37 protein-coding genes, 1 tRNA gene and 1 pseudogene are annotated in these 24,192 nt (G+C 62.9%); 3 read left to right on the plus strand and 36 right to left on the minus strand.

Features of this window, described 5'->3' with window-relative positions; all coding sequences use genetic code 11:
- Positions 1-3: 3 nt before the first annotated feature.
- A complete protein-coding gene (locus QWY79_RS10165; RefSeq protein ID WP_290272371.1) occupies positions 4-489 on the minus strand; it encodes a DUF1833 family protein in 486 nt (161 codons plus the stop codon).
- Positions 490-622: 133 nt separating this feature from the next.
- On the opposite strand from QWY79_RS10165, the gene QWY79_RS10170 reads away from it, so the two are divergent.
- Positions 623-826 (plus strand): hypothetical protein, encoded by a 204-nt coding sequence (locus QWY79_RS10170; protein WP_290272373.1) that lies wholly within the window; start codon positions 623-625, stop codon positions 824-826.
- Positions 827-841: 15 nt separating this feature from the next.
- On the opposite strand, the gene QWY79_RS10175 is transcribed toward QWY79_RS10170, so the two are convergent.
- The 34 genes and pseudogenes from QWY79_RS10175 to QWY79_RS15830 form a co-directional block, all read right to left on the minus strand.
- Positions 842-1,072 carry a hypothetical protein gene (locus tag QWY79_RS10175; protein WP_290272376.1) on the minus strand — a complete coding sequence of 77 codons (231 nt, stop codon included), beginning with the start codon at positions 1,070-1,072 and terminating at the stop codon, positions 842-844.
- Between the two features lie 8 nt (positions 1,073-1,080).
- Positions 1,081-1,443 (minus strand): hypothetical protein, encoded by a 363-nt coding sequence (locus QWY79_RS10180; protein ID WP_290272378.1) that lies wholly within the window; start codon positions 1,441-1,443, stop codon positions 1,081-1,083.
- A 9-nt stretch (positions 1,444-1,452) separates the two neighbouring features.
- The gene (locus QWY79_RS10185; protein ID WP_290272380.1) at positions 1,453-3,912 is read right to left on the minus strand and encodes a hypothetical protein; all 2,460 of its coding nucleotides are present in this window, start codon (positions 3,910-3,912) and stop codon (positions 1,453-1,455) included.
- A gap of 72 nt (positions 3,913-3,984) precedes the next feature.
- Positions 3,985-4,335, minus strand: a complete 351-nt coding sequence (locus tag QWY79_RS10190; RefSeq protein WP_290272381.1) for a hypothetical protein — start codon at positions 4,333-4,335, stop codon at positions 3,985-3,987.
- Positions 4,336-4,485: 150 nt separating this feature from the next.
- Positions 4,486-4,785, minus strand: coding sequence for a DUF1799 domain-containing protein (locus QWY79_RS10195; RefSeq protein ID WP_290272384.1), 300 nt, complete (start codon positions 4,783-4,785; stop codon positions 4,486-4,488).
- A 35-nt stretch (positions 4,786-4,820) separates the two neighbouring features.
- Complete coding sequence (locus QWY79_RS10200) at positions 4,821-5,165, minus strand: hypothetical protein (protein WP_290272385.1); 345 nt, start codon at positions 5,163-5,165, stop codon at positions 4,821-4,823.
- A gap of 60 nt (positions 5,166-5,225) precedes the next feature.
- Positions 5,226-6,170, minus strand: coding sequence for a phage tail tube protein (locus QWY79_RS10205; protein ID WP_290272387.1), 945 nt, complete (start codon positions 6,168-6,170; stop codon positions 5,226-5,228).
- Positions 6,163-6,333 (minus strand): hypothetical protein, encoded by a 171-nt coding sequence (locus QWY79_RS10210; protein ID WP_290272389.1) that lies wholly within the window; start codon positions 6,331-6,333, stop codon positions 6,163-6,165. Before QWY79_RS10210 ends, QWY79_RS10205 begins: the two co-directional genes overlap by 8 nt.
- A gap of 64 nt (positions 6,334-6,397) precedes the next feature.
- On the minus strand, positions 6,398-6,796 hold the full coding sequence (locus QWY79_RS10215) for a phage tail terminator protein (RefSeq protein ID WP_290272391.1): 399 nt from the start codon (positions 6,794-6,796) through the stop codon (positions 6,398-6,400).
- Entirely contained in the window at positions 6,793-7,404 is a 612-nt protein-coding gene (locus QWY79_RS10220) for a phage tail protein (RefSeq protein ID WP_290272393.1), read from the minus strand. Before QWY79_RS10220 ends, QWY79_RS10215 begins: the two co-directional genes overlap by 4 nt.
- A gap of 15 nt (positions 7,405-7,419) precedes the next feature.
- Complete coding sequence (locus tag QWY79_RS10225; RefSeq protein WP_290272395.1) at positions 7,420-7,719, minus strand: head-tail joining protein; 300 nt, start codon at positions 7,717-7,719, stop codon at positions 7,420-7,422.
- Positions 7,716-7,973, minus strand: coding sequence for a hypothetical protein (locus tag QWY79_RS10230; protein ID WP_290272397.1), 258 nt, complete (start codon positions 7,971-7,973; stop codon positions 7,716-7,718). Before QWY79_RS10230 ends, QWY79_RS10225 begins: the two co-directional genes overlap by 4 nt.
- Positions 7,974-8,031: 58 nt before the next feature.
- Positions 8,032-9,057 carry a major capsid protein gene (locus tag QWY79_RS10235; protein ID WP_290272398.1) on the minus strand — a complete coding sequence of 342 codons (1,026 nt, stop codon included), beginning with the start codon at positions 9,055-9,057 and terminating at the stop codon, positions 8,032-8,034.
- A gap of 63 nt (positions 9,058-9,120) precedes the next feature.
- Complete coding sequence (locus QWY79_RS10240; protein ID WP_290272400.1) at positions 9,121-9,474, minus strand: head decoration protein; 354 nt, start codon at positions 9,472-9,474, stop codon at positions 9,121-9,123.
- Between the two features lie 40 nt (positions 9,475-9,514).
- Positions 9,515-10,732 carry a S49 family peptidase gene (locus tag QWY79_RS10245; protein WP_290272402.1) on the minus strand — a complete coding sequence of 406 codons (1,218 nt, stop codon included), beginning with the start codon at positions 10,730-10,732 and terminating at the stop codon, positions 9,515-9,517.
- A 35-nt stretch (positions 10,733-10,767) separates the two neighbouring features.
- Positions 10,768-12,429: a phage portal protein gene (locus QWY79_RS10250; RefSeq protein ID WP_290272404.1), complete on the minus strand. Its 1,662-nt coding sequence runs from the start codon at positions 12,427-12,429 to the stop codon at positions 10,768-10,770.
- 2 nt (positions 12,430-12,431) lie between these two features.
- Complete coding sequence (locus QWY79_RS10255; protein ID WP_290272406.1) at positions 12,432-12,656, minus strand: DUF6148 family protein; 225 nt, start codon at positions 12,654-12,656, stop codon at positions 12,432-12,434.
- Positions 12,653-14,578: a phage terminase large subunit family protein gene (locus tag QWY79_RS10260; protein ID WP_290272408.1), complete on the minus strand. Its 1,926-nt coding sequence runs from the start codon at positions 14,576-14,578 to the stop codon at positions 12,653-12,655. The genes QWY79_RS10255 and QWY79_RS10260 overlap by 4 nt, the downstream gene beginning before the upstream one ends.
- Positions 14,544-15,053 carry a terminase small subunit gene (locus QWY79_RS10265; protein ID WP_435389781.1) on the minus strand — a complete coding sequence of 170 codons (510 nt, stop codon included), beginning with the start codon at positions 15,051-15,053 and terminating at the stop codon, positions 14,544-14,546. The genes QWY79_RS10260 and QWY79_RS10265 overlap by 35 nt, the downstream gene beginning before the upstream one ends.
- A 187-nt stretch (positions 15,054-15,240) precedes the next feature.
- On the minus strand, positions 15,241-15,822 hold the full coding sequence (locus QWY79_RS10270) for a 3TM-type holin (RefSeq protein WP_290272412.1): 582 nt from the start codon (positions 15,820-15,822) through the stop codon (positions 15,241-15,243).
- 8 nt (positions 15,823-15,830) lie between these two features.
- Positions 15,831-16,184 carry a phage holin family protein gene (locus QWY79_RS10275; RefSeq protein WP_290272413.1) on the minus strand — a complete coding sequence of 118 codons (354 nt, stop codon included), beginning with the start codon at positions 16,182-16,184 and terminating at the stop codon, positions 15,831-15,833.
- 26 nt (positions 16,185-16,210) lie between these two features.
- Positions 16,211-16,777 carry a lysozyme family protein gene (locus QWY79_RS10280; protein ID WP_290272415.1) on the minus strand — a complete coding sequence of 189 codons (567 nt, stop codon included), beginning with the start codon at positions 16,775-16,777 and terminating at the stop codon, positions 16,211-16,213.
- Positions 16,778-16,855: 78 nt separating this feature from the next.
- Positions 16,856-16,929 (minus strand) — tRNA-Met (locus QWY79_RS10285).
- 138 nt (positions 16,930-17,067) lie between these two features.
- On the minus strand, positions 17,068-17,721 hold the full coding sequence (locus QWY79_RS10290) for a hypothetical protein (RefSeq protein ID WP_290272417.1): 654 nt from the start codon (positions 17,719-17,721) through the stop codon (positions 17,068-17,070).
- Positions 17,708-18,283, minus strand: coding sequence for a VRR-NUC domain-containing protein (locus QWY79_RS10295; RefSeq protein ID WP_290272419.1), 576 nt, complete (start codon positions 18,281-18,283; stop codon positions 17,708-17,710). The genes QWY79_RS10290 and QWY79_RS10295 overlap by 14 nt, the downstream gene beginning before the upstream one ends.
- Positions 18,280-18,558: a hypothetical protein gene (locus QWY79_RS10300; RefSeq protein ID WP_290272421.1), complete on the minus strand. Its 279-nt coding sequence runs from the start codon at positions 18,556-18,558 to the stop codon at positions 18,280-18,282. Before QWY79_RS10300 ends, QWY79_RS10295 begins: the two co-directional genes overlap by 4 nt.
- Complete coding sequence (locus tag QWY79_RS10305) at positions 18,548-18,676, minus strand: hypothetical protein (RefSeq protein WP_290272423.1); 129 nt, start codon at positions 18,674-18,676, stop codon at positions 18,548-18,550. Before QWY79_RS10305 ends, QWY79_RS10300 begins: the two co-directional genes overlap by 11 nt.
- Positions 18,673-19,125, minus strand: coding sequence for a nuclease domain-containing protein (locus QWY79_RS10310; RefSeq protein ID WP_290272425.1), 453 nt, complete (start codon positions 19,123-19,125; stop codon positions 18,673-18,675). Before QWY79_RS10310 ends, QWY79_RS10305 begins: the two co-directional genes overlap by 4 nt.
- Positions 19,122-19,340, minus strand: a complete 219-nt coding sequence (locus QWY79_RS10315; protein ID WP_290272427.1) for a hypothetical protein — start codon at positions 19,338-19,340, stop codon at positions 19,122-19,124. Before QWY79_RS10315 ends, QWY79_RS10310 begins: the two co-directional genes overlap by 4 nt.
- The gene (locus QWY79_RS10320) at positions 19,337-19,702 is read right to left on the minus strand and encodes a hypothetical protein (protein WP_290272430.1); all 366 of its coding nucleotides are present in this window, start codon (positions 19,700-19,702) and stop codon (positions 19,337-19,339) included. Before QWY79_RS10320 ends, QWY79_RS10315 begins: the two co-directional genes overlap by 4 nt.
- Positions 19,699-19,995, minus strand: coding sequence for a hypothetical protein (locus QWY79_RS10325; RefSeq protein ID WP_290272432.1), 297 nt, complete (start codon positions 19,993-19,995; stop codon positions 19,699-19,701). The genes QWY79_RS10320 and QWY79_RS10325 overlap by 4 nt, the downstream gene beginning before the upstream one ends.
- Positions 19,992-20,315 carry a hypothetical protein gene (locus tag QWY79_RS10330; RefSeq protein WP_290272434.1) on the minus strand — a complete coding sequence of 108 codons (324 nt, stop codon included), beginning with the start codon at positions 20,313-20,315 and terminating at the stop codon, positions 19,992-19,994. Before QWY79_RS10330 ends, QWY79_RS10325 begins: the two co-directional genes overlap by 4 nt.
- Positions 20,316-20,328: 13 nt before the next feature.
- On the minus strand, positions 20,329-21,111 hold the full coding sequence (locus QWY79_RS10335; RefSeq protein WP_290272436.1) for a replication protein P: 783 nt from the start codon (positions 21,109-21,111) through the stop codon (positions 20,329-20,331).
- A 37-nt stretch (positions 21,112-21,148) separates the two neighbouring features.
- Positions 21,149-21,961 (minus strand): annotated as a pseudogene (locus QWY79_RS15830) (DnaT-like ssDNA-binding domain-containing protein); the annotation flags it as partial.
- An 80-nt stretch (positions 21,962-22,041) separates the two neighbouring features.
- Here QWY79_RS15830 and QWY79_RS10350 point away from each other — a divergent pair.
- Entirely contained in the window at positions 22,042-22,473 is a 432-nt protein-coding gene (locus tag QWY79_RS10350; RefSeq protein ID WP_290272439.1) for a hypothetical protein, read from the plus strand.
- A gap of 273 nt (positions 22,474-22,746) precedes the next feature.
- Here the strand turns inward: QWY79_RS10350 and QWY79_RS10355 are convergent, their stop codons facing one another.
- Positions 22,747-22,992 (minus strand): hypothetical protein, encoded by a 246-nt coding sequence (locus tag QWY79_RS10355; RefSeq protein WP_290272442.1) that lies wholly within the window; start codon positions 22,990-22,992, stop codon positions 22,747-22,749.
- A 303-nt stretch (positions 22,993-23,295) separates the two neighbouring features.
- On the opposite strand from QWY79_RS10355, the gene QWY79_RS10360 reads away from it, so the two are divergent.
- Positions 23,296-23,895 carry a hypothetical protein gene (locus QWY79_RS10360; RefSeq protein ID WP_290272443.1) on the plus strand — a complete coding sequence of 200 codons (600 nt, stop codon included), beginning with the start codon at positions 23,296-23,298 and terminating at the stop codon, positions 23,893-23,895.
- Positions 23,896-24,192: the final 297 nt, after the last annotated feature.

Here is a 24,192-nt window from a genome sequence, read left to right on the forward strand (position 1 = left end):
GGCCTACTGGAACAATCCGGGCGCGGTTCCCGGCGACAGAATTTCCTGGGTGGCCGGCTCGTTGAGGATGTCGAACGCGTGCGAGATCTGGAGCGACGCCGTCTCGGCGTTGATGTCGGCGCCCATCAGGTACATGCCCGGGATGTGCATCTCGCGGGTGACGGTGCCCTGTTTCCAGCGCACCACCTGGATGTCGACGCCGGCGAGTGACTGGATAGTGCGCAACGCCTCGATCAACTGGCGGTCCACGTTGCTGACCTCGATGGTGGCCACCGCCTCGCGGTCCTCTTCCTCGGCCGGCGGCGTGAAGTGGAACGGAAAGCCCTCGTAGGTCTGGCCGTCGTAGGTGATCGCCTCGGTGTTGTTCACCAGGCGGATCGGCTCGGCGATATTGGGATGGGTGAACGTCAGCAGGGCGAACACCGCCGCGTCGGTGTGCTGCGCGAACATGTCGTGCAGCCCCTCGGCGCTGATCTGGCGGATGGACATAGGGGCTCCAGAAACAAAAAGCCCCGCTCGAGGCGGGGTATGGATAGATGTTCAGGCTGTGGAAATGGCCAGTTGATGGCCGCGGCTACACCGGGCGAGGCTCAGGGCTCGCACATCGCTAATGGAGTGAGATATGTCAGAGTGCTACGTGGAAGACTGGAAACTGATCAATATGCAGCTTCAGCCTTTATCACGCGCGAATGGGCTAACAGTTGAGTTCAGAGCCGGAGATCACACCGCTGTCCGAACTTCCCCTGAGCTACCTGAGAATTTCCAGGAAATGACGATCCAGCAACTAGCAGAGATCGGAGCCGAACAAGCTAAAAAAGACATCTGACAGTCCCGCCCCGGGTTAACGCCCGGGGCTTTGGATTGCGCGTTCAAGTCGAGATACTTCATCGCGGAGCGAGCTGTCTAAACTAGCGCGCGCATCGATAGCTGCTTGAGCCTCGATCTCCAGATCATTCAGCCGCTCCTCCAGTGCTGCGATATAGCGCTTCTGCTCATCGATCTGTGCTTGCAGGCGCTGATCCGGCGTGAGCGACAGCGCTTCAATTTGTGTCATGTCAATTCGTTCACTCATGCTTCACCTCACGGTTGGATTTCCAGGGTCATGGTTAGGCGCCATTTCTTCCCGTTGCCTACGGGAGTGAGCTCATACGGCGGGTCGCCGACGATCAGCGCCGAGACCGTGGTACCGAGCCGGGGCTGGGGCCAGTCGAACGGGAGCGCCCCGGCGCCGATGTCGTTCTCGAAGAACGCCTCAAAAGTATCCGCCTGCTCTCGGGTGATCAGGCCATAGGTCACCGGAATGGTGCGGGGCGCTGCGGTGGAGCGCCGTCGCGTCTTCGCCGGCCCCACCTCGGGCTGGGAACGGGTGACCTGGCTCTGGGGTTGCTCGCTGTAGCCCGGGGAATCCGGGCAGTCAGGTAGCGTGGCGGGCCATGTGGGCATTATCCCTCCCTATTTCGATTGTCGGCGGGCGCCGTAATTGTTCCGCATTGTTCGATCTAGCGAGCCGTCCGCGAATCGTTGGTCAATCCTCTGGTCAACTGCGCGATTGACCCACAAGTGGAGCTCCCGGCGACCATCGCCTCCACGTCGCTCCTCGCGGCGCCCTACCTGTATCGCTTCGCCGCCCTCGTTGTGGATATGGACTGACAGATCCCCACTAGCCATCGGCATAGCCCGGCCGCCAACATAGCCGCCGGCGGCATAGCCCGGCATGCGGTTGAGCCGCTCGAGCATAGGCAACACGCCGGGCTGCTCTACCACGCTCTTCTTCACTACGTACTCGCCACGGTGGACGATGCCCGCCGGCTCATGGGTGCCGCCGTCCCCGGTATAACCGCCGGCGGAAAAACTCCCGGTGTTGAAACCCATCGCGGAGACGCCGCTGGTGTCGACTGTCGCGCCACCGCCTCCGAGAATCCCTCCAATAGCGCTGCCAATATCACCCCAACTGAACCCATCGAGCGCGCCGGAAATCGCGTCCTCGGCAGGCTCAGTAATGGATCGACGAATGATGATGCGCTGAATGTCCTCGAAGATCCCCTGGAGAACGCCTCGGAAGTTTTCGCCTTCAATCGCGGCATCCTCGAACGCCGAGGTGAATGTCAGGCCCAAGTCACGGGCGGCACCACTGGTCTCTTCGACCTCCTTGGCCAGGCCACCGGTGTCTACTCTCTCCATGAATCCGCCGGTGATATTGCGAGACCGCTCAGTGTTCAGCCGCTGCCAAGCCTCGAGGTAGCGATCGATGCCAATCTCGCCCTTCATCAAACCTGTCTGCAACAGGAGCTGCGACTGTAGGAAGTCGCGCTGGGCTGCCGTGGCAGGGAACAGGCGATCCTCGAGGGTGGCCAGGGAACTGGCGAATTGTTTCTCTCGCTCGGCAGCTTCCTTGGATGCCTCGCTGATCCGGGTCAGGGTCGGCGGGGTGCGGTCGCCGGTGTCGTTGAGCTGCTCGAGGCGATCCTCGACGAGCCCGATCGCTTCCTCAACGTTGGCAACGTCTTGCCGCACAGGCTTGGCGGTCTCGCTGATCTCCTGCAGCTGTTTGACTTGGCCGGCAACATCGGCACCCAAGACACCGCCGTGCCCGGTGTCCTCTTTTCCGACGTCCAGGGCGGCCTGCCCTGCGTCTTCCGCAGTGGCTTTGAGATCGGCGAGCTGATTATTCAGCTGCGTGAGCTTGTTCTCGGCGGCAGCCCGACTCATGTCGTCGAGCTCGCCAGTCAGCTGGTGGACCGCTTCAGAGGAGGCGTCCACCTTGGGGATGGTGAGGCCCAACTCATCGCGGAACGTGTACGCTGCGCCGGCCGCCAGCATCAGCGCGCCTGCCGGGCCACCAACCAACGTCACCACGCTACTTAAAGCCCTGCCGGCCGTCGCTGTAGCTGCGACACGGGCTTGCGTGACGACCAGGGCACGGTTCAGAGGGCCGGTGGCACCTGCGGCCAAGTACAGACCGGTAGCAATGTTGCGCCCCATGGTCAGGCCTTTGGCACCGGCTGACAGGAGACCAGGTCCCAGCCGGCGAGCCAGATAGACTGTCACTAGAGTGCCGGCAGCCTGTCCCACCCCTTCGAGTATTTCTTCAGCCCCGCCGGCCTGCTGGATAAAATCAGTCAGGTCGCCGGTGAAATCGGCAAAGCCCGGGCCCAGGTCGGCCAGCAGCGCGTTACTAAGCCCCTGTACGGTGGCCATCAGCCGCTGCATTGCGCGGTTAGCCTCGATCGCAGCTTCAATATCCGCCCGTTCCATGGAGACACCGAGTTTATCGGCCTCATCCAGGGCTTCTCGAAGTGCCTCGGCGTTGTTCTTCAGCAGTGGCTGAAGCCGGACAGCATCGTCTGCGAGACTCTCCAGGAAAGTCGCCCGCTCAGAAGGCGAAAGATTCTGCAGGGCCTCACCGATCCTGAGAAGCTGCTGATCAGGAGAGAGACGTAGCAACTCCTGGATGCTGAGCCCCATCTGCTCAATCAGGTCGACCGCTTCGCCGCCGCCTGTGCGAGCAAAGTCGCCAATCTTCTCGGATGTGTCCTTGAAGATGTCGCCCATCTTGTCGCCTTGGATGCCAACCTGCTGGCCGGCATACTGCCAGGCCTGCAGCTCTCCGGTGGACACGCTCAAGGCGCGCGCCAGCGCATCGGTTTCCGCCACCATCTGCGCCTGGCCTGCGAGGTTGTTGACGGCGAAGGCGCCGGCGATGGCCGTGCCGACACTCATCGCCGAGTTGCGCAGGAACTCCAGTTCGCGACTGGTCTCGTTGGCGTCCTTCCCGAACTGCTTGGCCCGCCGGCTGCCACGCTCGAACCCCTTGTTGAGCTGGCCCAGTTCCTTCTCGGTCGCCTGGATGGCCTTGATGCCACCGGAAGAATCGCCGGTGATAATCAGGCCGGTCTTGTACTGGCGGGCCATATGTCTACCTCATCTTCCAGGCAGTAAAAAACCCGCCGAAGCGGGTTCTAGTACTAAGGGTTGATTACTAGGTCAGAATAGTGAAGCCTGCATTTTGGTATATGCTTTGCTATCTACTGTCCCAAGTAGTTTTTTCCCATCGCTAAACTTTACTACAAACGTCACATCTTTTCCTCGCCCGCCACCTATCAGGCCAGCAAGAAGACCTACCGGGCCAAGCAACGCGGCGCCTGCCACTCCCCAGCCAGCGGTACCAGCCAGACGCTTTACATTCTCCTCACTTGCTTGCTCTAACACCTCTATATCATTGGACGAATATGAAGTAGAGGTCCACTTCCCTGGTTCATTCAATACGAAAGAGCCAAAAGTATATTGAGCATTGATTTTCGAAAAATCACCAGCATGCACTTTTATCTTAGCCATAAGATCCCCTGCAACTAGACGTCTAGCAGAGAAGGCTAGCGCAGTCGGCGGCGAGGCACTACCCATGAACGGGTGCGGGCTATTGCAGGGCGCCATGGGGCGTCCTGTCATAGGGCCCGCCGACACAGGCAGGCGGGGGTATAAAGCGTTTTAGGAGTTCAGCACCTCCAACGCTCCGGCCTCGATCTGCTGGATCTGCTCGAGCATCTCGTCCTGGGCGTCGTAATCCAGCCGGGAATAGCGCGGGTGGCCGTATAGCGCTTGATAGTCCAGGCCATACATGAAGACACCATTCATGCCGGCGACGACGCGCCACTGGGTACTCAGTCCCATGAACAGCTCCAGGGCAGACCAGTGCTCGGCCCAGACCTCGCAGCGAGTCTCGTCGGCCGGGTCCTCCGGGGGCGCTATGCCGAACGCTTCAGCGTCAGCGGCCCGGGCATCTTCCACCTGACCGGCGCCCGCCCACCACCGGCCGGCGGCTTTCAGTTTTTTGTGGCGGCGGCCGCCCTGCCCTCTTGCGCCTTGTACCAGCTGAGCACCAGGGCCTTGCGGGCATAGGTCTTGCTCATTACGTCATCCACCAGCTCCTGGCAATGCGGCATCGGTTTGCCGTCTGCCGTCTCGGCGCCCGACAGCTCCAGGAGATCGTCCTCGACGACTTGCTCGTCAGTGAGTTCGCCGGCCTGGATCTGCTCGACCCGGGCCTTGTAGTCGTCGAACGAGTGGAGGCGCCAACGCGCCTGCAGGGCTTCGGGCTCATCCAGGCCCGGAGTGGGGATCTCGACATCAACCCAGATGTCGGGAATGTCCTTGAGCACATAGGTCATAGCGTCGGGTCCTTGATCGAATCAGCGCCTGGCACGCCGCGCGCTGGCGGCGTGAGCGGGTTACTTGTAGGTCAGGGTGAAATCGTTGTCATCGGAGCCAGTGGGCAGGAATCGCAGGCCGATGTCGTAATGCATGATGCCCTGGTTGTCGGTGGGTGAGATTGACGATAGCTGCACCTGGTTGCCCTTGAGCTCGATGGTGCCACCAGAGGCATCTTTGTGGGTCAGATTAACCGGCACCAGGGTCACGCCGTTGTGGCTTTCCACTGCGGCGAAATAGTCCTTGGTAGCCAGATTCGGCGCTTCGATATTGGTAGAGCCTGTGGACTCTCCACCGGTGATCTCCACGCTCTCGCAGTTGACCAGATTTCGGTACTCCACCGTGTTGCCCATGCTGAACGACAGCGAGGACATGCAGGCGTTGTGGCCGTCGACACTGGCCGTGGTGTTCTGCTTGTTGATTGGCAGCTCCTTGGCCTGCACCGCTTGGTCTGCCATCGATGCATCCGCCACAGCTTCGGGCTTCCTGTATAGACCGGTGAGGTCAAACTGGATATAGGGCAGCCCTTGGCTATCCGCCGTCAGCGACCAGGTGCCACGGACACCACTGGAATGCTGCATCTGTCCGTCTTCTATCCACCACATCTCGAGGCTTTCCTCATCCTCGCTGACGGGCTGATAGACCACGCTGGTGTCGGCGGTAATGTCCTCGCTCAGCCGGCTGGCTCGCAGCAACGGGCTATAGGCCGGAGGTTCGCCGGGCGTCCCGGAACCGGCGTACGGCACACGGACCTGCCGCTCCACATAGGGCCCGGTGTTCACCTGCTCGAAGGCGCCGAGACCGTTGCGCATGCGCTCGCGCGCCGCGGTGTCGCCGGCATAGGGGTTGCCGCCGTCGAGCATCACCACCTCGAGGATGGTCGCATCAGTCATGTCGGCACTGGGTTCACCGTAGACCGATTCGACCTTGACCACGACGTAGCGCTTACGCCACTTCTTAGCCATCGTTCTTCTCCGTCACGTCGCTGCTGGACTTCTTCGGCGCCGGCTTGGCGTCGGGCTTGGCGTCGGCCTGGGCTGTGGCCTTGGGGCGGGGCGCGGGCTTGGTGCGTTCGACGAGCACCCGCTTACCGCCACGGATTTCGTAACGGCCGCCTTTGTTGGGCATGAGAACCTCCTGACATGAAAAAGCCCGCACGAGGCGGGCCGTTGAGTGAGTAGAGCTGTGGGCGTCAGCCACGCAGCCAAGTGTCGACGTTCCAGAATTCGCGCCACCAGATGAGCTCGCCGCGGATGTCGGTTGTCTGTCCGCCGCGATACGCCACGGGCTCGTGTTCCTCGGTCGGCTCCCACCCCATCAATACTTGTCGCAAGGCCTGGCGCTGGGAACGGAAATCGGAACGTTTGGTGACGAGCCAGATGCCGTAGCTCAGAGTGATGCGCTGGGTGGGCCGGATGGTTTCCGGTTCGCCGGCGGCGCTGTCCTCTGCGAGGTAGATCAGCGCTGCCGGGACGTCGGCGTCAAAATTGTCGATCGGCGCGGCAAACCACGCCTCGTCGACGTTGGCCAGGCCGGGGCACTGGTCACGCACGCGCTGGAGCATCGCATCGATGATGTCGGGGTCGGTCATGACTGCCCTGCCTTCTTGCTGAGGAGATAGTCCAGTCGTCCGCTGAATTCCTTGGGTAGCTCACGCCTCACCAGGTCTTGCGCGCCCTCGATGGTTTCTGGGTAGGCCACCATGCCCGGCACCGAGGGGCCGTACTGAATGCGCGGCTGGCTGTCGTTATCGCCCTGATCGGCGCGCCTCAGGATATGGTCCTTGGCGTACCAGCCACCGGGCACCAATTGCCGCCCCTTGTCCTTGCGGACGCGAACTGAAACGCCGCGACGTCGAGCGAGCTTGCCTTTGCGCGACCCCGATCGAACCTTGCGGCGCGGACTGACCGATACCCAGCGTTGCTTGGGCGCGAATTGCTCAAGGGGCAACCGCTTACCGGTGTACAGTAGCGCCCGGGTCGGGTCGCGGCGCACCCGGTGGATCTTGAGGTGCCCTTTGATCTCCCGGGCCTTGATCGCATAGGTGCCACGCAGGTCCTTCGAGATATAGGTGGCCGCGCGATCGGCCATGCGATTGGTAGACCAGATCAGTGCTTTCTCGACGCTCTGGGCCCCCTCTTTCCCAAAGCGCTTCTTGAGGCCCTGAAAGTCCCGGATGTCGTACTTGAGGTTCAGCATTTCACCTACCTCCTGTCAGGACACCCAGAGCCGCCGCTCATGGCCGTCATCCTCGAGCACTTCCTGCACGGTCCAGGTGCGGTCCGAGGCAACGTTGATCTGATCGCCCTGCTCGGACTGCGGGACGTCGGCGCTCATGACGCTGATCGTGGTAACCCGCATGGGCAATTGATCCTTGTCGTAGACCTGCCAGTCACGGTCGATCACGACCAGGATGCCCGGGGCGGTCGAGGCGCCCTGGTAGTCCGCGATGTCGCCGGCATCGGCATAGATGCCACGCAGGTCCACGCGGACATCGTCATCGAAGCGGCTCATTCGCCAGCCTGCCCGCCTGCGCTGCTACTACGCTGCCTCCCGCCTTTCTGGCCACCTCCCTTGGCAGGTGCTTTCTCGGCGCCACCCTCATCCTGGGTGGCCTCCTCTTCTTCACTCTGCTCGGGCACGATGATGCCGCGCGCCAGCAGCCGCTCCTCTTCCGCGGCATTCTTGGGGGTGTAGGACTTGCCCTCACGCGCAACCACTTCGGTGCCACGGTGGATCTCGCCTCGAGCCACGATGTACTTGGCCATGTCGGCCTCCTGTCTGATCTGCCGATGATGTGCTGGCCCCGCTGTGGCGGGGCTCGGGTTACGCCACAGTGGCGTAGACGAAGGCGTCGGGCTCGTGGAATCCGGGCAGCGGCGCGGCCTGCATCATCAGCCAGCGCACTGACGGATCCTTCTCCACCCAGCTCTTGGGATAGCGCGCCACATCGAACATCCCGCCCTCGATGGCCTCCATGTCCTGGATGGCGCCGTAGAGCATTGTGCAGCGGCTGGAGGTGGGGCCCATGATCAGGCCGCCGGCCGGGATCATCGGTTGCTCGTTTCCGCTGGCATCGATGTACCACTCCTCGTAGACGAACAGGTCCACGCCGGGGTCGCGCAGATACCCCAGATAGGTCACGCCGTCCGGGAGTTGATCGGGCTGAATCATGCCCAGGTCGATGCGCCGGGTATCCAGCTTCTTCTGGGTGTCCTCGCTGTCGATCAGGGCATCGGCAGCTTCGACGCTGAGCACGGCAGTGCTACCGGTGCGGCCGCTATCCTTGGCGATCTTACGCTTGTACTTGCGCAGGTTGGCGATTGGCGTCCCACCAGCGTCGGTCCAGGGCGTGCCCTCGGTGATGATGTGTGAGGACGACATCTGGTAGTCCACAACGTCGTCGACGCCGTCGCCGACCACGTTGACCTGCCCGGTGGTCAGTGCCTGGGCGATCATCCATTCCTCGCGGCGGTTGATCTGGTCATCCAGGTCCTGCATGTCACGGGCAAGCTGTTCGCCGGCACGCTGTAGCGGGGTGCGGCCGGAGTAGATTTGCTCGCCGACACCGCGATGGTTGAGCAGCTGGCCGGCATTGGTCTCGAGCTTCGGCTTGATGTAGGCCGGCTCATAGCTACGCATGGTGGCGCCGGTGCGATCCACCACGATGCCGGGGCGGTTGGGCCGGACAAAGGGCGCCATCTTGCGCTGGCCTTTGTAGATGTCGATGTCGACGTGCTTGGTCACGAAGTTGACCGGGTCGCCGCCGAAGAAGGTGTTGCCGAGGAAGCGCCGGGCACGCTTCATCTGCTCGACGGCCTCCAGCATCGTGCGAGTTTCGAACAGGTCCATGGGATTCTCCTGGGGTCAGTGAGTCGGTGATGAAGGGCCGGGGCGGCCTCAGCGATGGATGGGTTAACGCACGAACAGCGAGACACTGCGAAACGCTTTCTTTACCGAGGTTTCGGTGTGGCCGCTACCGAGGGTGAGTTCACTGAAACGGACATCACCGCAGATCAGCACCTCGGCCTCGACGGCGCCGCCACTCGCGTCGACGTCTTCCCACAGCACGACGCTGGGGGTTTCACTGCCATCGCCCGCGCCTGTGGCAGAGAGCTTGTACTCCGAACTAGCCGTGACTTCGCCGAGCGCAGCGCCAGCGGGCTGCACCTGGCCGGCCTCGATGGTCACGGTCATGAAGCGGGTCGGAAAATCACCGGCCAGCAGGCGAGCGACCTGGGGATGAGCAGTAGTGGTCATGCCAGACATGATCGAGTTCCTCTAATCGTTGCGAAGGGGCCGGCCGCTGTTACTTCCAGGCAGCCGTGATGGCCGAGACAGCCGACTTGCGCTCCTCGGCCTCTTTGTCATCGCTCGGTGGCGGGGCCGAATGTGCAGTGGTGGCATCTCCCTGGATGCCATCCAGACTGATACCGCGATCCTGTGCAGCCTTGAACAGCTTCAGGCCAGTGGCCTCGACGCTGGTGCCTTCGTCGATGGCCGTCGCCACCTCCTTCTCGAAGCCCGGCGAGGCCAGGTCGAGGATGCCCTTGCAGCGCGTGCGCTCGGCCTCGGCGGCCTCGGCCTTGAGCTTGTCGGTATCGACGGCCTCGGGCTCGGCGATCTTGATGGACTTCGGGTCGGTGCCGGCCTCGATCGCGGCCTGCAGCTCGGCCGTAGTCTTCACGGTGGTCATGATGTTGCTCCTCGGTTGGCTGCTGGCGGATGAGCCGGCCAGCTCGGCGATGAGGGATTCCAGGGAGCCGAGGCGGTCGGCCATGCCGGCTTCCACGGCCAGGGCGCCCGTGGCGATCCCGCCCTGGCGGAACCGATCGTTGACCTCGTCGCGAGGCAGGTCCCGGTTACGGGCTACCTTGTCCAGGAACACGGCAGCCAACTCGTCGGTGCGCGCCTGCAGCTGGGCACGTCCGGCCTCGGTTTCGGGGTCGGGCCGCTTATTGGGCGCATTGCTGGAGACGATCTCGTAGCTCTTCTCGCCAGGACGGTCCTCGCGCTTGCGCAGGCTGAGCACCACGCCGACGCTGCCCAGCTGGGCGGTGTCGTCGACGATCACCTCGTCGGCGGCGCTACCGATCCAGTAGAGCGCGCTGGCCATCTGGCCACTGACGTAGGCCTTGATCGGTTTCTGCCCGCGGGCGTTGTAGATCAGGTCGCTCAGCTCGTTGATGCCGGTCGCCTCTCCACCTGGGCTGTCGATGTTGAGTGCGATGGCCTTGATGCTGGGATCATCGAGCGCGGTCTGGATGTCCTTGACCAGCATCTCGGTGCTGACGGCCCCGCTGATCTCGGTGAGCAGGTTGGCGTAGCGGAAGACCGGGCCGGTGATCGGAATCACGGCCACGCCGTCGCGCACGCTGACGCTGCGCGTGTTGTCCAGTGGGCGGCCGAGGCGGGCCTCCAGGGCCTCGACGTCGCCCTGCCGATCGGCGACGGCCAGCAGGGTATCCAGCGCCTCGGCGGTCATCAGCCAGTTGCGGCTGGCCGCCAGATCGAAGGCGGTGCGCATGATGCTCTCCTCGTGAAAACCCGCCGGATGGCGGGTCAGTCGGTATCGTCGTTGGCGCGGTTCGGGTCCGGATCGTCGGGCTCATGGACCTGGCCGCCGACGTAGAGCGGCACGCCGTCTTCGTTCTTGCGACGGATCTCGCGAGCCCGGTCACGGTGGACGTCTTCCCAGTCTTCGCCGTGCAGGGCCATGGTCTCGAGGTGCTCGTTGCTGGTGCCGTTGGCGATCCGTTCCGTCGCGGCCTTGGCGTCGATCTGCTCGTTCAGGCTGCCCAGCGGCTCACCGATCCACAGAGCGCGCACATATGCCCGACGCCGGGCCGGGTCGCGATAGCCCGGCAGATCGACCATGCCGCGCGCCACCATCTCATCGACTACCAGCTCGTAGGTCGGCTGGCAGAACTGCACAGTCAGGTGATGTCGGCGTTGTTTGATGAATTTCCAGAGCTGATTGAACGCGGCGCGGGCGGCGGTATAACTCGTCGAGAAGTGCATCAGCAGCACCTCGGACGGCTGCTCCAGGGCCGCGCCGATTTCCTTTACCACCGCCACGAAGAACGGATCGAACTGAGCATTGGGTCGATTCGGACTGATCGGTACCGGCTCGGCCCCCTCCTCGAGGTCCCAGACGGCACCTTCTCCCAGAGTCAGGTTGTCACCGTCGCTGGCTTCCTCCCGATTGGACGTGACTACCGGCCGCTCCGGCTTGTTGGGATCATCACTGTCCTCGGTCCACATCGGTCCCGGAGAGTAGGACGCTGGGTCTTCGGTAGGGTCGTGTTTGATGGCTACGGTGAACATGGCACTGATGACCGCCGCGGTCAGTTCGGCCTGGGTAAAGCGCTCCAGTTTCTGTAACGCCTCGAGGATCGGCGCCAGGTAGGGAACGCCTCTCACCTGCCCCGGGCGACCCTTTTCGTTCATCAGCTGCAGGATGCGGCGGCGTCCGGTGCGGCTGCCGAAGATGGCGTGCCAATCCCACTCCTGCGAGGTCGTATGATCGCTGGGATAACCACGACAGATGCGCACATGCGTGGGCCGCCCCAGGCCATTGACGCGGATGCCATCGATCTCGGTCGGTGTGTCGCGAACACTGAGCGGATTACCCACCCGCTCGGCCTCCACCAGCTGAAGCTTGGTACCAAACAGGCAGCCAGGAAGCTGGTCATCTGGGGTAGACGCAAAGACGTCGCCACTCACCAGAGCGCTGATCAGCGCCAGGCGCTGCAGCATGTAGAAGTCGAGGCTGGCCTCAGCATCACACTCGGCCGGATTCTCGGCCCACAGGCTGAACCCTCGCGCCAGTTGGTCGTTCAGCGCATCCGCTTCCTCGTCGCTCAGCCCCAGGGCAGCGCCATCGACATTGGGGCGGACGGTAATCCCCATGCCGACCACATTGGTGGCAGCCCGATTGACGGCCGCGCGCGCCAGCATGTGGTTGCGGTAGGCATCACGCGAGCGACTGATCAGGGTTTCGCGCTCGCCGGTCGGTGTATCCTGCTTGGGGCTGCCGAGCCCGGGTAGCCAGCTGAGCATCGAGCGGATCATGCGGCTAGCTCCGCGATGGCGGGTCTCGCTGCCGGTGTTGGCCCGAGTCGTGCCTTGCGATTCCGCCAGCTTATCGAGTTCCTGGCGCACCAGTTCCTCGCGCCGCGCATCCAGCCCGCTCGATGAGGTCAGTCGTTGGAACAGTCCCATGATCAGATCCCGATGTAGCGAACGCGGCTGCGTCCACCCCGACCGTTGGCTGCCGCCTGCTCGCGTTCAGCCAGCTTGGCGTAGCGCTGCTCCATGTCGTAGAGCGTGCTAAGGGTAGCGCGGGTATATTGCTTATTCCCCAGCATCCAGCTCTGCGAACCGGCCAGAATCTGGTCGATGGCCTCGCGCACCTTGGCCAGGCGTTCGGTATAGGTCTCGGTGGTCATAAGCTGCTCTTTCGGGTCACGCGGCTACGGCGTCGCTTGGGTCGCGGCGCCAGCGTGGCGGTGTCGTTGAGGTCCAGACCGAAGCGCTGCTGGCTGATGCGCAACGCGGCCAGGGCGTAGACAAAACAATCCAGGGACTCGTTGCGCCGGCCGCCGGCATCCCAGCGATAGACGCGCCGCCCCTTCTCGATCTTGGCGATCTTGATCTCGGCGGTGAGCTGCTTGATTTCGTCTTCGTCGCAGACGTCATCATTGGCCGGCAGGTGCACACAGCCCGGGACGGCCTCGCCTGGCTGCGGTTGCAGCTTCAGGCGGTTATAGATCAGCTCTTTGGCGTTGTCCGTTCCCACTGTCGTCAGGAACACGCCTTTGGTGTTCTTCTTGCGCGGGAAATTGGCGATCGGCTTGCCAGCCACGTTGGCGCCCTGCAGTGGGACCACCCAGTAGAGGCCCTGCTGCTTGCTCATGGCGTATACCTCGTCCGTGTAGTGGCCCATGGCGTCCCAGCCCCAGCGCATCACGGTCATCCAGTTACCGTCTGGACGTTGGTATCCCTGATGCAGCTTTTGCGCTGCCTTACGCTTGAGCTCGGGTCCAGCAGGGTCGCCATACAAGATCCAGCGATCCACCAGCCAACTTTCCTCATCCGGCCCCCAGGCCCAGACACGCCCCTCGTAGCGGTCGTCCTGCGTATCGATACCGCCGGTCAGGGCCACGGCGGCATCCGGTACGCGCGGAAATACTTCGCGTCGACCGTACAGAGTTTCCCACTCGAGCTTCTCGCCGAGCTCGTCTTCCCAGGTCTCGCCCAGAGTGGTGTTCACGAATGTCTTGAGCTTCGATGGTGAGCTCTTGGCCTTGAGGAAGTCGCGGACGATCCGCTCCCAGGTCGTGAACGGGCTGAGAACAGTCCAGAGATAGAAGGCCACGATGTCCGGCGTGGGTATCGGCTCGTCGTCAGCGGCAAACCAGTCGATGCCGTCTCGAGTCCAGATACCCGTTTCCGAACACACCCAGATGCCTCCCTTGATACTGTGCTCGCGACTCTCGTCCTGCAGCTCGTGTTGCCGGATGACACAGCCGTTGTGTTCGCACAGATAGAAGGCCGTCTCTGGCTTGCCTTCGTCCCACTTGATACCGAACTCGGCGTCCGGCCCGCCCCACTTCAGCACCTGCTCCTCGCCACAGTGAGGGCACGGCACGTGGAAGTGCAGCTGGTGAGGTGACTCGTCGGCCGCCGCCTCGATCTGGCACTGACCACGCACCTTGGGTGTCGAGCCACGGATCGACTTCGGGAACGTCGACCCTTCAAGGCGTTTGTCACCAAGAGTGGTCGGGCTGCCCTCCTTCTCGATGTCCTCGTCGAAGGCGGCGAGCTCGTCGTAGATCACCGCATCGACCGATTTCTCGCGGTAGTTGCGGGCGGCCTTGCCGCCATGCACGAACACCTGCTTGCCGTTGGCGAAGCGCTTGGCCGACAGGGTGTTGTCGCGATGCTTCATGCCGTGCCAGGGCGCCAGGTCCAGCACCACCGGAACGTCGCGCACCATGGTTTCCAGGTGCGTCTTCATGAAGCTCTCGGCGTCCGTGTCGGTCGGCGAGAACGTCAGGATGTTGCGCTTCTTGTGCTCCAGCAGGTAGCCCGCTGCCGCCAGGAGCATCTTGGTGTAGCCGAGACGGGCCGACTTCACGACGTTGACCGTGCGGATCTCGTCGTTGCCCATGCTGTTCAGAATGGCGATCTGAAACGGCAACGTGGTCCAGCGGCCTTCGTGGTAGCTCGACTCGCTCGACAGGTAGAAATTCCGATCAGCCCATTCCACCGCCGTGAGCGGCTCGGGGCGATAGAGCGCAAGCAGACCCTGACGAACCGATCGGCGCCACTCCCTAAGCTGCTGAGTCGATACTGTCAAAGAAGTCATCCAGCAGCTCCGGCAATTTCTCGTCCAGGCCGCTGGCCTGATTGCGGGCGCGCGCCAACTCCCGCATCAGGGTGTCGAGGTGTCGTGTCTCCAGATCGGGATGCTTGCGCTTCATGACCAGCGGAAGCGTGTCGAGGATGGCGGCGATCTCCGCCGCGACCTTCGACAAGGTGAAGATGGCGAATTCCGAGGGAACGACCTTCCGCGCGGCCAGTTCGTTCTTCTGCTGCTGGCCGATGCGACGCTCCTTGGTCAGCAGGTATTCCTCCTGGTCGCGCTTATGTTCCAGCAATGGATCGAACTCGCCCTCGTCGGCACCGTCCGGTTGCGATGATTGGTGCTTTGCCTCCAGCTCGGCGAGCTTGGCATCGAGCACTGACCGGCAGTCGAAGTAGACGCTTCGGCCAATCCTGGCGACGGGTTTAACGCCCCATTTATCAAAGGCTTGCACCGAGATTCCCAGGCTCGCCGCCATCTGGCTCTTGTTCAGCCATGAAGGGTCTGGTGCGGGCTGCGCTGACCTCGACATCGAAACAACAACCTCGCCCTGAAAAATGCTCGTAAATAGCCAAATTCTGCGACTGCGCTGCCCCGTAGGCCGCATGGCCCCGGCCAGGAGGACCCAAAGGGCGGGCGCGGCGGCAGATCATCGCCGCGGGATCTCACTTGGCCTTGATCGCATCCATGAAGCCGCCAGGAGCCTGACCCAGCTGCCGAGCCTTGTCCTTCGAGCGCTCCCGCACGTTGATGCCGACCGCGGCTCCCAGCGTGCCGATCAGCCAGGCCAGCACGGCCATGACGTACTGCTCCGAGAGCAGTGATGGGTCACGAGCAATGGCGGCGATAACGACCGCAGCTAGCCCGAAGAGCGAGATAGTGAATGCGTAGCCGGCAAGCGGACGCCATCCCGACTTGTACCATCCGTCGTGCTGCAGCTCGGCACGCATCGTCTTGTTGGTCTCGGTGAGCCGGGCTGTCACCTCGGCGGCCTGGGCAGACTCAGCATCAAGGCGCATACGCTCGAGCTCACGGCGATGCTCGCTGTTGATCCGCTGCAGCTCGGCTCGCTTGTCAGGGTCCTGCGTCGCTGCCACCAGGCCGGCCGGACTGTTCTCGACGCCCAGCGCGCTGGTGACCATCTGGGCGGCCCCGGCAGTAACACCCCCAGCGGCGGGGCCACCCAAGGCCGTGGCCACGGCTGGCGCGTACTTCGCCACTTCGGTCACTGCGTCACGCCATTCCATCGGTAACCTCACTTACGCCAGCGGCTGACCAGGACGTCGTAGAGATCGTCCGCCTTGTTGCGGATCCACTCCGTGCCCAGGAAGCCGAGGAACACGCAGGGGGCAATCGCCACCTCTTGTGGCCACGCCCGCGACTCGGCCAGCCACAGAAATACCGGGTACAACGCAATGGCCAGCAGCGTGCAGACCACCGCGCCGAGAAGAGCTTTCTTGAGAGGGCTGCCATCATGCACGCCGCGCGCGAGAGCAATAGCGAATGTCATGACCGCCATCCCGAGATGCGGGAAGTGGTCGAGCAGCCACTGCCAGTTTTGCGGGTCTCGTCCAGGCATGGAGCGGCTCTCAGGTTTGCGTTTCGTCATAGGGCGCACCTCTCAGGCGGCCTGCTTCACGCGGCTATCAGCCGGGAGTTCTCGGGGCGCTGGCCTTTGACCAGCATGTTCTGAACCTTGGCGCTCGCCTCATCCTTGGTGATGTTGCCGTCGCTGTCCGCGTCCAGCCCGGCGTTCTGCCGGTAGGCGACGCCGCTGGAGAACAGCACGCTACCCCCGGGCTCGCCGACATATTTCGGGAGCAGGATGGCCATATACATGTCGGGTAGTGTGCTGATGCGACGATGGTAGGGCTGGAAATAATCCTGCACGTAATCGAGCTGGCGAACCGGTGTCATGTCAGCCAGCTGGTCGGTCGTGGTGCCGAGCCCTCGAGCCGTGGCCGGCATGAACTGGATCAACCCAGTCGCACCGGAACCGGCCGCATTGCGGATTGAGGGGCTGAATGTCCGACCGCTCTCGAACGCGATACAAGCCATCACATGGCCGGCTTGATCCATCGACCAGCCGAATTCTTCGCACATGTCGATGACACGTTCAGCGAACGCATGGTCGACATGCGCCGCCCATGCGAGGCGGATAGCGCCACGCGGGATGGCGGCTATTGAATCAAGCCACTGCATGAGCACCTCACCGATAAGAAGCCGCTCCCCTCAAGGCATGGGTGACAAGGGGACGAAGCACCCGAGGAGCGACTTAACTGGTAGCGGCCAGAGGATTCGAACCTCTCACTCCGGGTTATGAGCCCGGCGTCTTACCACCTGACCCGGCCGCTGAAACGGAAAAGCCCCGCCGGGTGGCCGGCAGGGCTTTGATGATGTCTGGCGCCTGGCGCGAACTGATCGCCAAGCTACCAACACACTAGTTTAACTGTATCTCGAAAGCAAGGGCCAACATCAATATGTTGTGCTTTTTATGCCGTTTTTCTTCTTTCGGATACATCATATTGACCAATCGCTAGCTTGATAAGCTTTGCCCGGGCTTTCTGGGACGCCACCCGGATCGCATGGCCATTCTTAAAAACTGGCAGATGATGCGGAGTACGCGACTGCAGTCCCGTGCGCTGATCGATGCGCACGCAATCGAACCAATACGTCGCCACAGGCTGGATGCAGCCGAACCCCAGCTGCCGGGCATAACGCCCGAGGTCTGCCGAGATCTCTTCGTAGTTTCTGGCCCACTCACTCCCCTTCGCCCGACGATCCAGTTTTCGCGCCTGGATAAGTGCGGCGAGCAACTGGCGCTCCGGCAGGTGCGCCGACTCGATGAAGCGGCGGGCAGCCTGGTGATGTGCGTCCGTGTAGGATCCGCGATGATATACGTCCGCCAAAGGCTCGCTGGACGTGCCGCCCCCGCCAGGGGGCTCTCCTATAAGCACCACCGAACTAATCGGGGCGTAACCGAGATACTGGCCGATGTGGTAACTCCGGCGGTCGGCCTCCATCTCCAGGAGACGTGATACGAATACCCGCGCGGCCTCCTCGGTGTGCGACGGATGCTGGTGCCATGCGACGTTGCGAAGCTCGGTGATGCTCATGCGCTGATAATCCGGCTTACCGACTGCCATCAGGCCCCCTTCTCCATTCCGTGCCGTTCTTGAGCTCAAAGCGCCAGCCCACCACCTCGGTACGTGGCCAGCTCGCATATTCGCGCAGTACCGCCTTGGCCTCTTCGAATCCCAACGCCAGCGCCGAGCAGTAGCCCTCATATTCCGATCCCTCGAGCCATTCCCGCTGGCTGTCGGCCAGCCCGGCGTTCCTCGGCGGCGTCGCCTTCAGCTCGAGGTAGAGCCCGTGCCAACCACCCCGGGCCTGACGGACCACCAGGTCGCTCACCCCGGCCTTGACGCCCTGGCGCTTCATGTCAGCGGCTGTCTTCTTGTGGCGGGCTCCGCCGTTAGGTGGGTGATAAATGGCGTCGTAGAGCTCGCCAACCGGCTGGCCGCGCATCTTCTCGCCGTACAGCCAGCGGATCAGCACCGCCTGCTCTTGCCCTTCCCAGTCGACAGGCCGCCGGCGAGGTTTTGCCGCCGGTTCCGGCTGGCCGCCACCGAGCGATGCACTGTTCAGTGACTTCTCTCGCCATGTGCGCTTCTTCTGCGCCGGACGCTTCCTCTGGTTCCAGCTCAAAGCCCAGTCCTCCGTTTCCAGCGCCCAAAGTCCGCGACGATGCGCTTGTACATCGCCGCCGCCTGCTCGTTGTGATCCAGGTCTGCACGACTCCCCACGCCACATGCCCGGCGCACGGCATCGGCTGCGTCCTCGGCGTTGTGAGTACCGTCGGGGAGCTGTTCGACCGTCAGGCCCTTGTCACGACGGGCACGCGCATCGAGATAGAGGCCAAACGCCGGCAGGTTGCAGAGCATGCCGGCCTGTTGCGCGAGGCTTTGGCGATCAGTCGTCATCGTGGACCTCTCCCCGATCGTCCATGTCCCGCATCACCCACCAGACGTTGCCCAGGACAAAAGCACCCAGAATGACGAGCCCGGCCAGTACCCAGGCAATCCACGCGACTGCGCTCATGTGGTGGGTTCCTCTATCTGGATAACGCCCTTCTCCACCAGGCGGCGCCAGGTGCGCACCATCGCCCGGCGCAGGTAGAAGTCTCGGTGCTCACCCTCCATCGGCGGCCACTTCGCTCGACCGTCGATCACGTCATGACACGCTGTGCAGGCGAAGCACCCAGAGAGATCGCCCTCCTTGCCACCCATAATCCCGGCCCCGAGAGGAAGATGGGCCAGCACCGTCGTCTGCGTGTCGTACCTGCAAGCACCAACAATATTGAGCGTGCATTGCTCGCCCTGGGCGGCATCGCGGATCGGGTGCCGCTTGTCGTTATTCCGCGGAGCGCTACGAAGCTTGTTGTTCACCGGGCCCCGGTTCTTTGACGACAAGCCGCGCTTCTCCCGCTTGCGGTTCATCGGCGCCTTGGCGCGGAGTGGGGTGCGGCGTTCAAGAGCTGTTCGCTTCATTGCCCGCTCCGATTTCTTTTCTGGTGCGCATTCAGCCCGAACGCCTCTTTAAAGAAGTACGGGATGGTGTAAGCAAAAGGAGGGACCAGGGCCAGCCAGACCACGGCCACCACCTCTACGCCGCTATGCCACGCATCTACCGCAGCCCAGCTCAGGCCTGCGAACGCGATCAGTTGCAGGTAGAGCATCACGAAGCCTTCTGGATGAAATTTCATGCCGGCACCTCGCTCGGCTGCTCGACGGTGCGCGGGACCCAGCCCGTCATCCGCTCGACGTTCTCCCACCGGGCCTCCTGCTCGCACTGAGGCACTTTGCGTATGGCGCTCCATTGCCTGACCAAGAGCGGGTTGCCATCAGGGGCGATGCAGACCAATACAGCCAAAGCGCCGAGCCCCATGAACTCAGATTCTTTCGGGTGCCGATCAGCGATCATCTGGCACCTTGTGCGAGGGTCGAGCTTTTCGCTCGGGATGTGCGGCGCAGGTTCCACGAGGTCGCCTTTCTTCACTGCCCTCCCTTGGCAGTCCCGGCCCAGCACGCCCGTCATGCGGTCATAAACTCGCTGAATGATGTTCATGCCGACACCTCCGCTCCCTGAGCATTGATCCGCTGGGTGCGCACCCGATCGGCCTGCTCGCGGCCGGCATCGGTCAGCCCGTAGGCGGGATGCCACACACCGTTTACCTCCTGCTCAGCGACGATCCGCACCCAGCCGCGATGCTCAATGCGCATTACGGCATTTGCCACCGGGCGCCAGCCCGGGCCCTCGCCCTGGGCGGTGGTGATCCGACGCCGGATCGCCTGGATGGCCTGGCCGGGCGTGGCACGCAGCGCCAGCAGCACCTCGTGTTCGATGTCGATCGGCTTCATGGCTGGGCCACCTCCGTGCATTCGTCGAGCAGATCACCCCGAGGCGCGTCGTTGGCCTCCTCGGGCACGTAGGCCAGTATCTGGCGCGCGGGTTTGCCGGCAGTGCCGACCACGGTCAGTTGGCCGGTGTCGAGCAGTTCACGGCAGCGACCGCAGACCGAGGACAGTGCCAACCCGGTCAACTCGGCGATGCGCTGCCGTGTGCACGGGCCACCCTGCCGGATGGCATCGAGCACCTGCTGGCTCTGCCGTGCCTGGCGCCCAGAGCGCCGCACGTCGTCATAGCCCTCGCGGGATACCTCACGGCCTGTCGGTTGCATCACAGCTCCCATCTCACTCCCTCCCCAGTGCGGCCCGCAGGGACCGGAGCCCCTGGTCGGCGTTCATGGTGTGCGGCAGCCCGGCATCATCCACCAGCCGGCTGGCGCGCTCGGCCCCGGCCCGTTCGGCGAGCTCGGCCTGGCTGCGCTGGCCGTCGTGCTCGAGCAGGTGGCGCGGCGTCAGGTCCTCGCCGGCCATCACCCGGTTGATCAGGGCCTGGTAGTGCTTGGCAAAACGCTTCTCGAGGCGCGGCCAGGCGCTGGCCGCCGTGGTGTGCGTCAGGTCCCACCAGCCAACGGCGTTGCCCGCCAGGCGCACCGCCTCATGGCTCCACCGGTGCCGGCGTGGCTCATGAGCGTGGCCACACGCCTCGGCCCAGGCATCAGCGACGGCCGGCATACCGAAGTCCTCCGGTGTCGGCGCCAGCATCGAGACCAGCACCGGGATCGTCGGCGGCCAGGTATTCCCCGACCGCTTCAGGTCGCTCATGGCCCGCTCGACCACCGGCCGCGTCGGCAGTGCTGGCCAGCGGGTCAGTTCCTGCGCCAGCTCCCGCCGGGCCAGATTGAGCATGTCCGCACTCGGGAAGGCACTCGCCCAGGTCCTCGGAAAAATCGCCTCCAAGCGGGTGAACACCTGGTTGACCAGCGCCAGCGTCTGCTCCCTCGGCGGTGTCGTCTGCTGGCCACCAGCCGTCTGCCCAGCTGGTGTCGTGCGGGTCGGCGAGCTGGTCCCGGACCGCTTCGCGCTCAGATTGGCGACCGTCGCCTCGGTGAGCTGCTGCGCGTTGTGCATGATCGGATCCTCCGGTGGTGGCCAGCGGCTGGCGCTGACGGTTCTCGGCCAGCCACTTGGCCAGGCGCTCGTGCCAGCCCTGCTGGGTGCGGCGCTCGCCGGGCTTCTCGGCGAAGTGGCTCACGAAGTCCGCCAGGCTGGCGGCGTCGGGCTGGGTGTGGGCGGCAAGTCCACGGCGCTGGCAAGCCACGGCCAGCTGGGTGGCATCGGGCTGCCAGTCGTAGGTCATCGGCTGCTGGCGCGGTGCGGGGGTGTCGTCCACCGGCTGGCCCTGGTCGTCCTGCTGGGCTGCTCGATCGAAAACATCGCCCGCGTCAGAGGGAGGGGGGGTTACTCTCTGTTGTAGTCTCTGTAAGAAATCTCCATTCGGGAGATTCTGTGCACTCTCTTCGGGCGATTCTTGATTCTCCGTTCGGGAGTTTTCAGATTCTCCCGATGGGAGATTCTGGGAAGTGGCGGCCGTCTCGGCCTGCTCTGGGGGCTCGTCATCGCTCAGAGCATCGGCCAATTGCTCCGCCAGACGGTCGCAGTTCACGCGGTACCACGTTTTCGCCGGCACACCTTTGCGCACCTCTTCGAGAACGCCAATGGCCACCAGCTGACGACGGGCCGTCTGCTGTTGCTTGGCGCTCATCCCGGTCTCGGATTCCCAGCTGTCATGGGCGCCCTGCTGTTCTTTCCAGAACCAACCATCGCGGCGCTGGGCAGTGGGCGTGTTGCACAGGAACAGCGCCTGGCTCAGAAAGATGGCGCCCTGCACCGAGACGCCCGGGAGCTGGGTGAATACCGGCTGATAGGCCACGGGGCGACCCAGCAAGGCCGGGAGCATGGAGGCGGTAATCTCACTCATGCCACACCCCCGGCGCTGTAGAGGGCCATGCCGAAGGTCGATACACTGGAAGTTCTCACGCAACCAGAAGGAACACCGACATGACCGAAACTGATTACCCAGGGCTTTGGGAACAGATTTACAGCGAAGTAGCCCCCAAACATGACGTACCGTTGGGAGCCGGACCTGTTAACCGTGAAGATCTCGCCAAAGCCTGCCGCGAAACGTTTCGCGCATTCTTGCTTGAGGTGTACCGCGAGACACTTCGCACGCAGTACCAAGGCTTGCCGATGGAGGGCGTCGACCCGCTTGTCTTGAAGGTTGTCCAACTCCATCACTGGACGATCGAAACTGTTCAAGCCATGAGCGAGATGGACTTGATGATTGCCTTGGCTGATGAGCTGAATCATTTCAAGCTCCCCGAGAAGGCTTTCCGTTGGGCTTCCGGGAAGTTTCATGACCTTCCTCATCCTGAGCGCTACGAGCTTTTAGAGCCTCATCGTCCGCCGGAAATGCAAGACCTTCCGACATAAGCTGATCAATATCGGCTTGCTGCTGGCGGCATCTGGCCGCCAGCGCTTCAAGGGCCTCCGCTTGGTCAGGAAGTCTCATTCCTGCACCAACAAGAACGACAGGGGCTTCTCGGCCATCCAAGATTGCCGCGCCAGCGAGCATCGCCCGGGCCACATGACAGGCCTGTTCTTCAGCGCTACCACCTTCCTTTTGTGCGCCAGCAACAGCCGCCCGGCCCACTGCCTCCAAGGAAGCTCGGCGATCCTCTGTCTTAATCGGCTTTGTAGTATTCATCACGCTGCCCCTTCGAGCTGCTCGAGCTCGTGCTGGTAGTGGTCGGCAAAGAACTGGTGCATCAGCCGGCGACCGCTGACGATCACCCGGGCGCCGTCGTCCCAGGGCTCGATCAGCGCCAGCCATTCCGCTTTGGCCTGGTGATAGCGCAGGTCGCACCGCACCCGCGCCAGCACCTGGTCGGTTTCGGCCAGGCGGGCACGCTCCCGCTCCAGTTGCTCAATCTCGTTCATCAATGTCGTCATGCCTGTCCCCTCGCCCATACCTGTATGAATCAACACCTCCATCAAGCGGGCGTTTTCTCATCGGTTCCTGGCGTAACCTGTGAATCAGATGCAGGGCCGGCATGCGCCAGCAGCCAATCAGCCGAAAAGGCCCCACCACTGGCATCGGCCATGCGCTGGGCGTGCTGGGTCTCTCCGGTGTACTCGGTGCGAGGTAAACGGCCCCGAAGAAGCCACTTTCGGACCGCGGGGGTTGAGATGCCGCAAATACGAGCGCAAGCAGGGACACCACCTACCTGTTGCACAGCTTGTTCTAACGGGGTCATGTCCGGCTCCAAAAACCAACCTTTGGTTCATATTAAACCGAAACTGAAAGTTGGTGCAAATGGAGCGCATAATAAACCGATGGTTACTAATGAAGAGCTACGTGAGGCTTTTGCAAAACGCCTCAGGAAGGCAATCGTTGACTCAGGGCGCCGGCTGCGAGGCGCCCCAGTTCGTATGCATGAGATAACTGGCAAGTCAGCGAACGCGACTTCAAAGTGGCTGAAAGGTGAGAGCATCCCGACGCAAGCCAACCTGCAGCTTTTATGTCGCTGGCTAGGAGTTCGTGAAGAGTGGCTGCTCCTGGGCAAAGGGGCTCAGCACCTCACTACAGAAGCTGATCCTGCAGAAGAGCATATAGATCCAGCAGAGCAAGCACAGGAGCTCAGCCGCTTCGCCACACCCCGGTCCGCGAGCGCCCTCCACCACATTGAGGAAGCTGCCATCGCCGGACGCCTTACCGAAGATGATTTGATCCTGCTCGAGCAAATCGCCAATAGAATCGCTGATCAACCGTCCAAGACCAATAACACCAAGACCACCAGGGAACGCATCGCGGAGAACATCAAGGATGCCGATAACGATACTCAGGGAGCATGACTACCGTGGCACTGCCCCCGACGCTGTAGTGAACGACGGTTGTTCCGCCCATACCCACATTGCCCTTCTCAATCTAGATGCGCAGCGCCAGCCTGAGCCCTGCTATGTCAAGTTCTATCCCGACAAGCTTGCCTCGGACGACATCCACCGGGGCCTGGTTAACGAGATAGTCGGACATGTTCTGGGGACAGAGCTTGGTGCCTGTGTGCCTGATGCCGCAGGGCTGATAATCTTGCCGCCAAGCTGCCTGGGGTCCCGCCCGCAATGGGTTGCTGATAGTGATGACGCCCCGCTAGT

The organism is Halomonas sabkhae, assembly GCF_030409265.1.
GTDB lineage: Bacteria > Pseudomonadota > Gammaproteobacteria > Pseudomonadales > Halomonadaceae > Halomonas > Halomonas halmophila.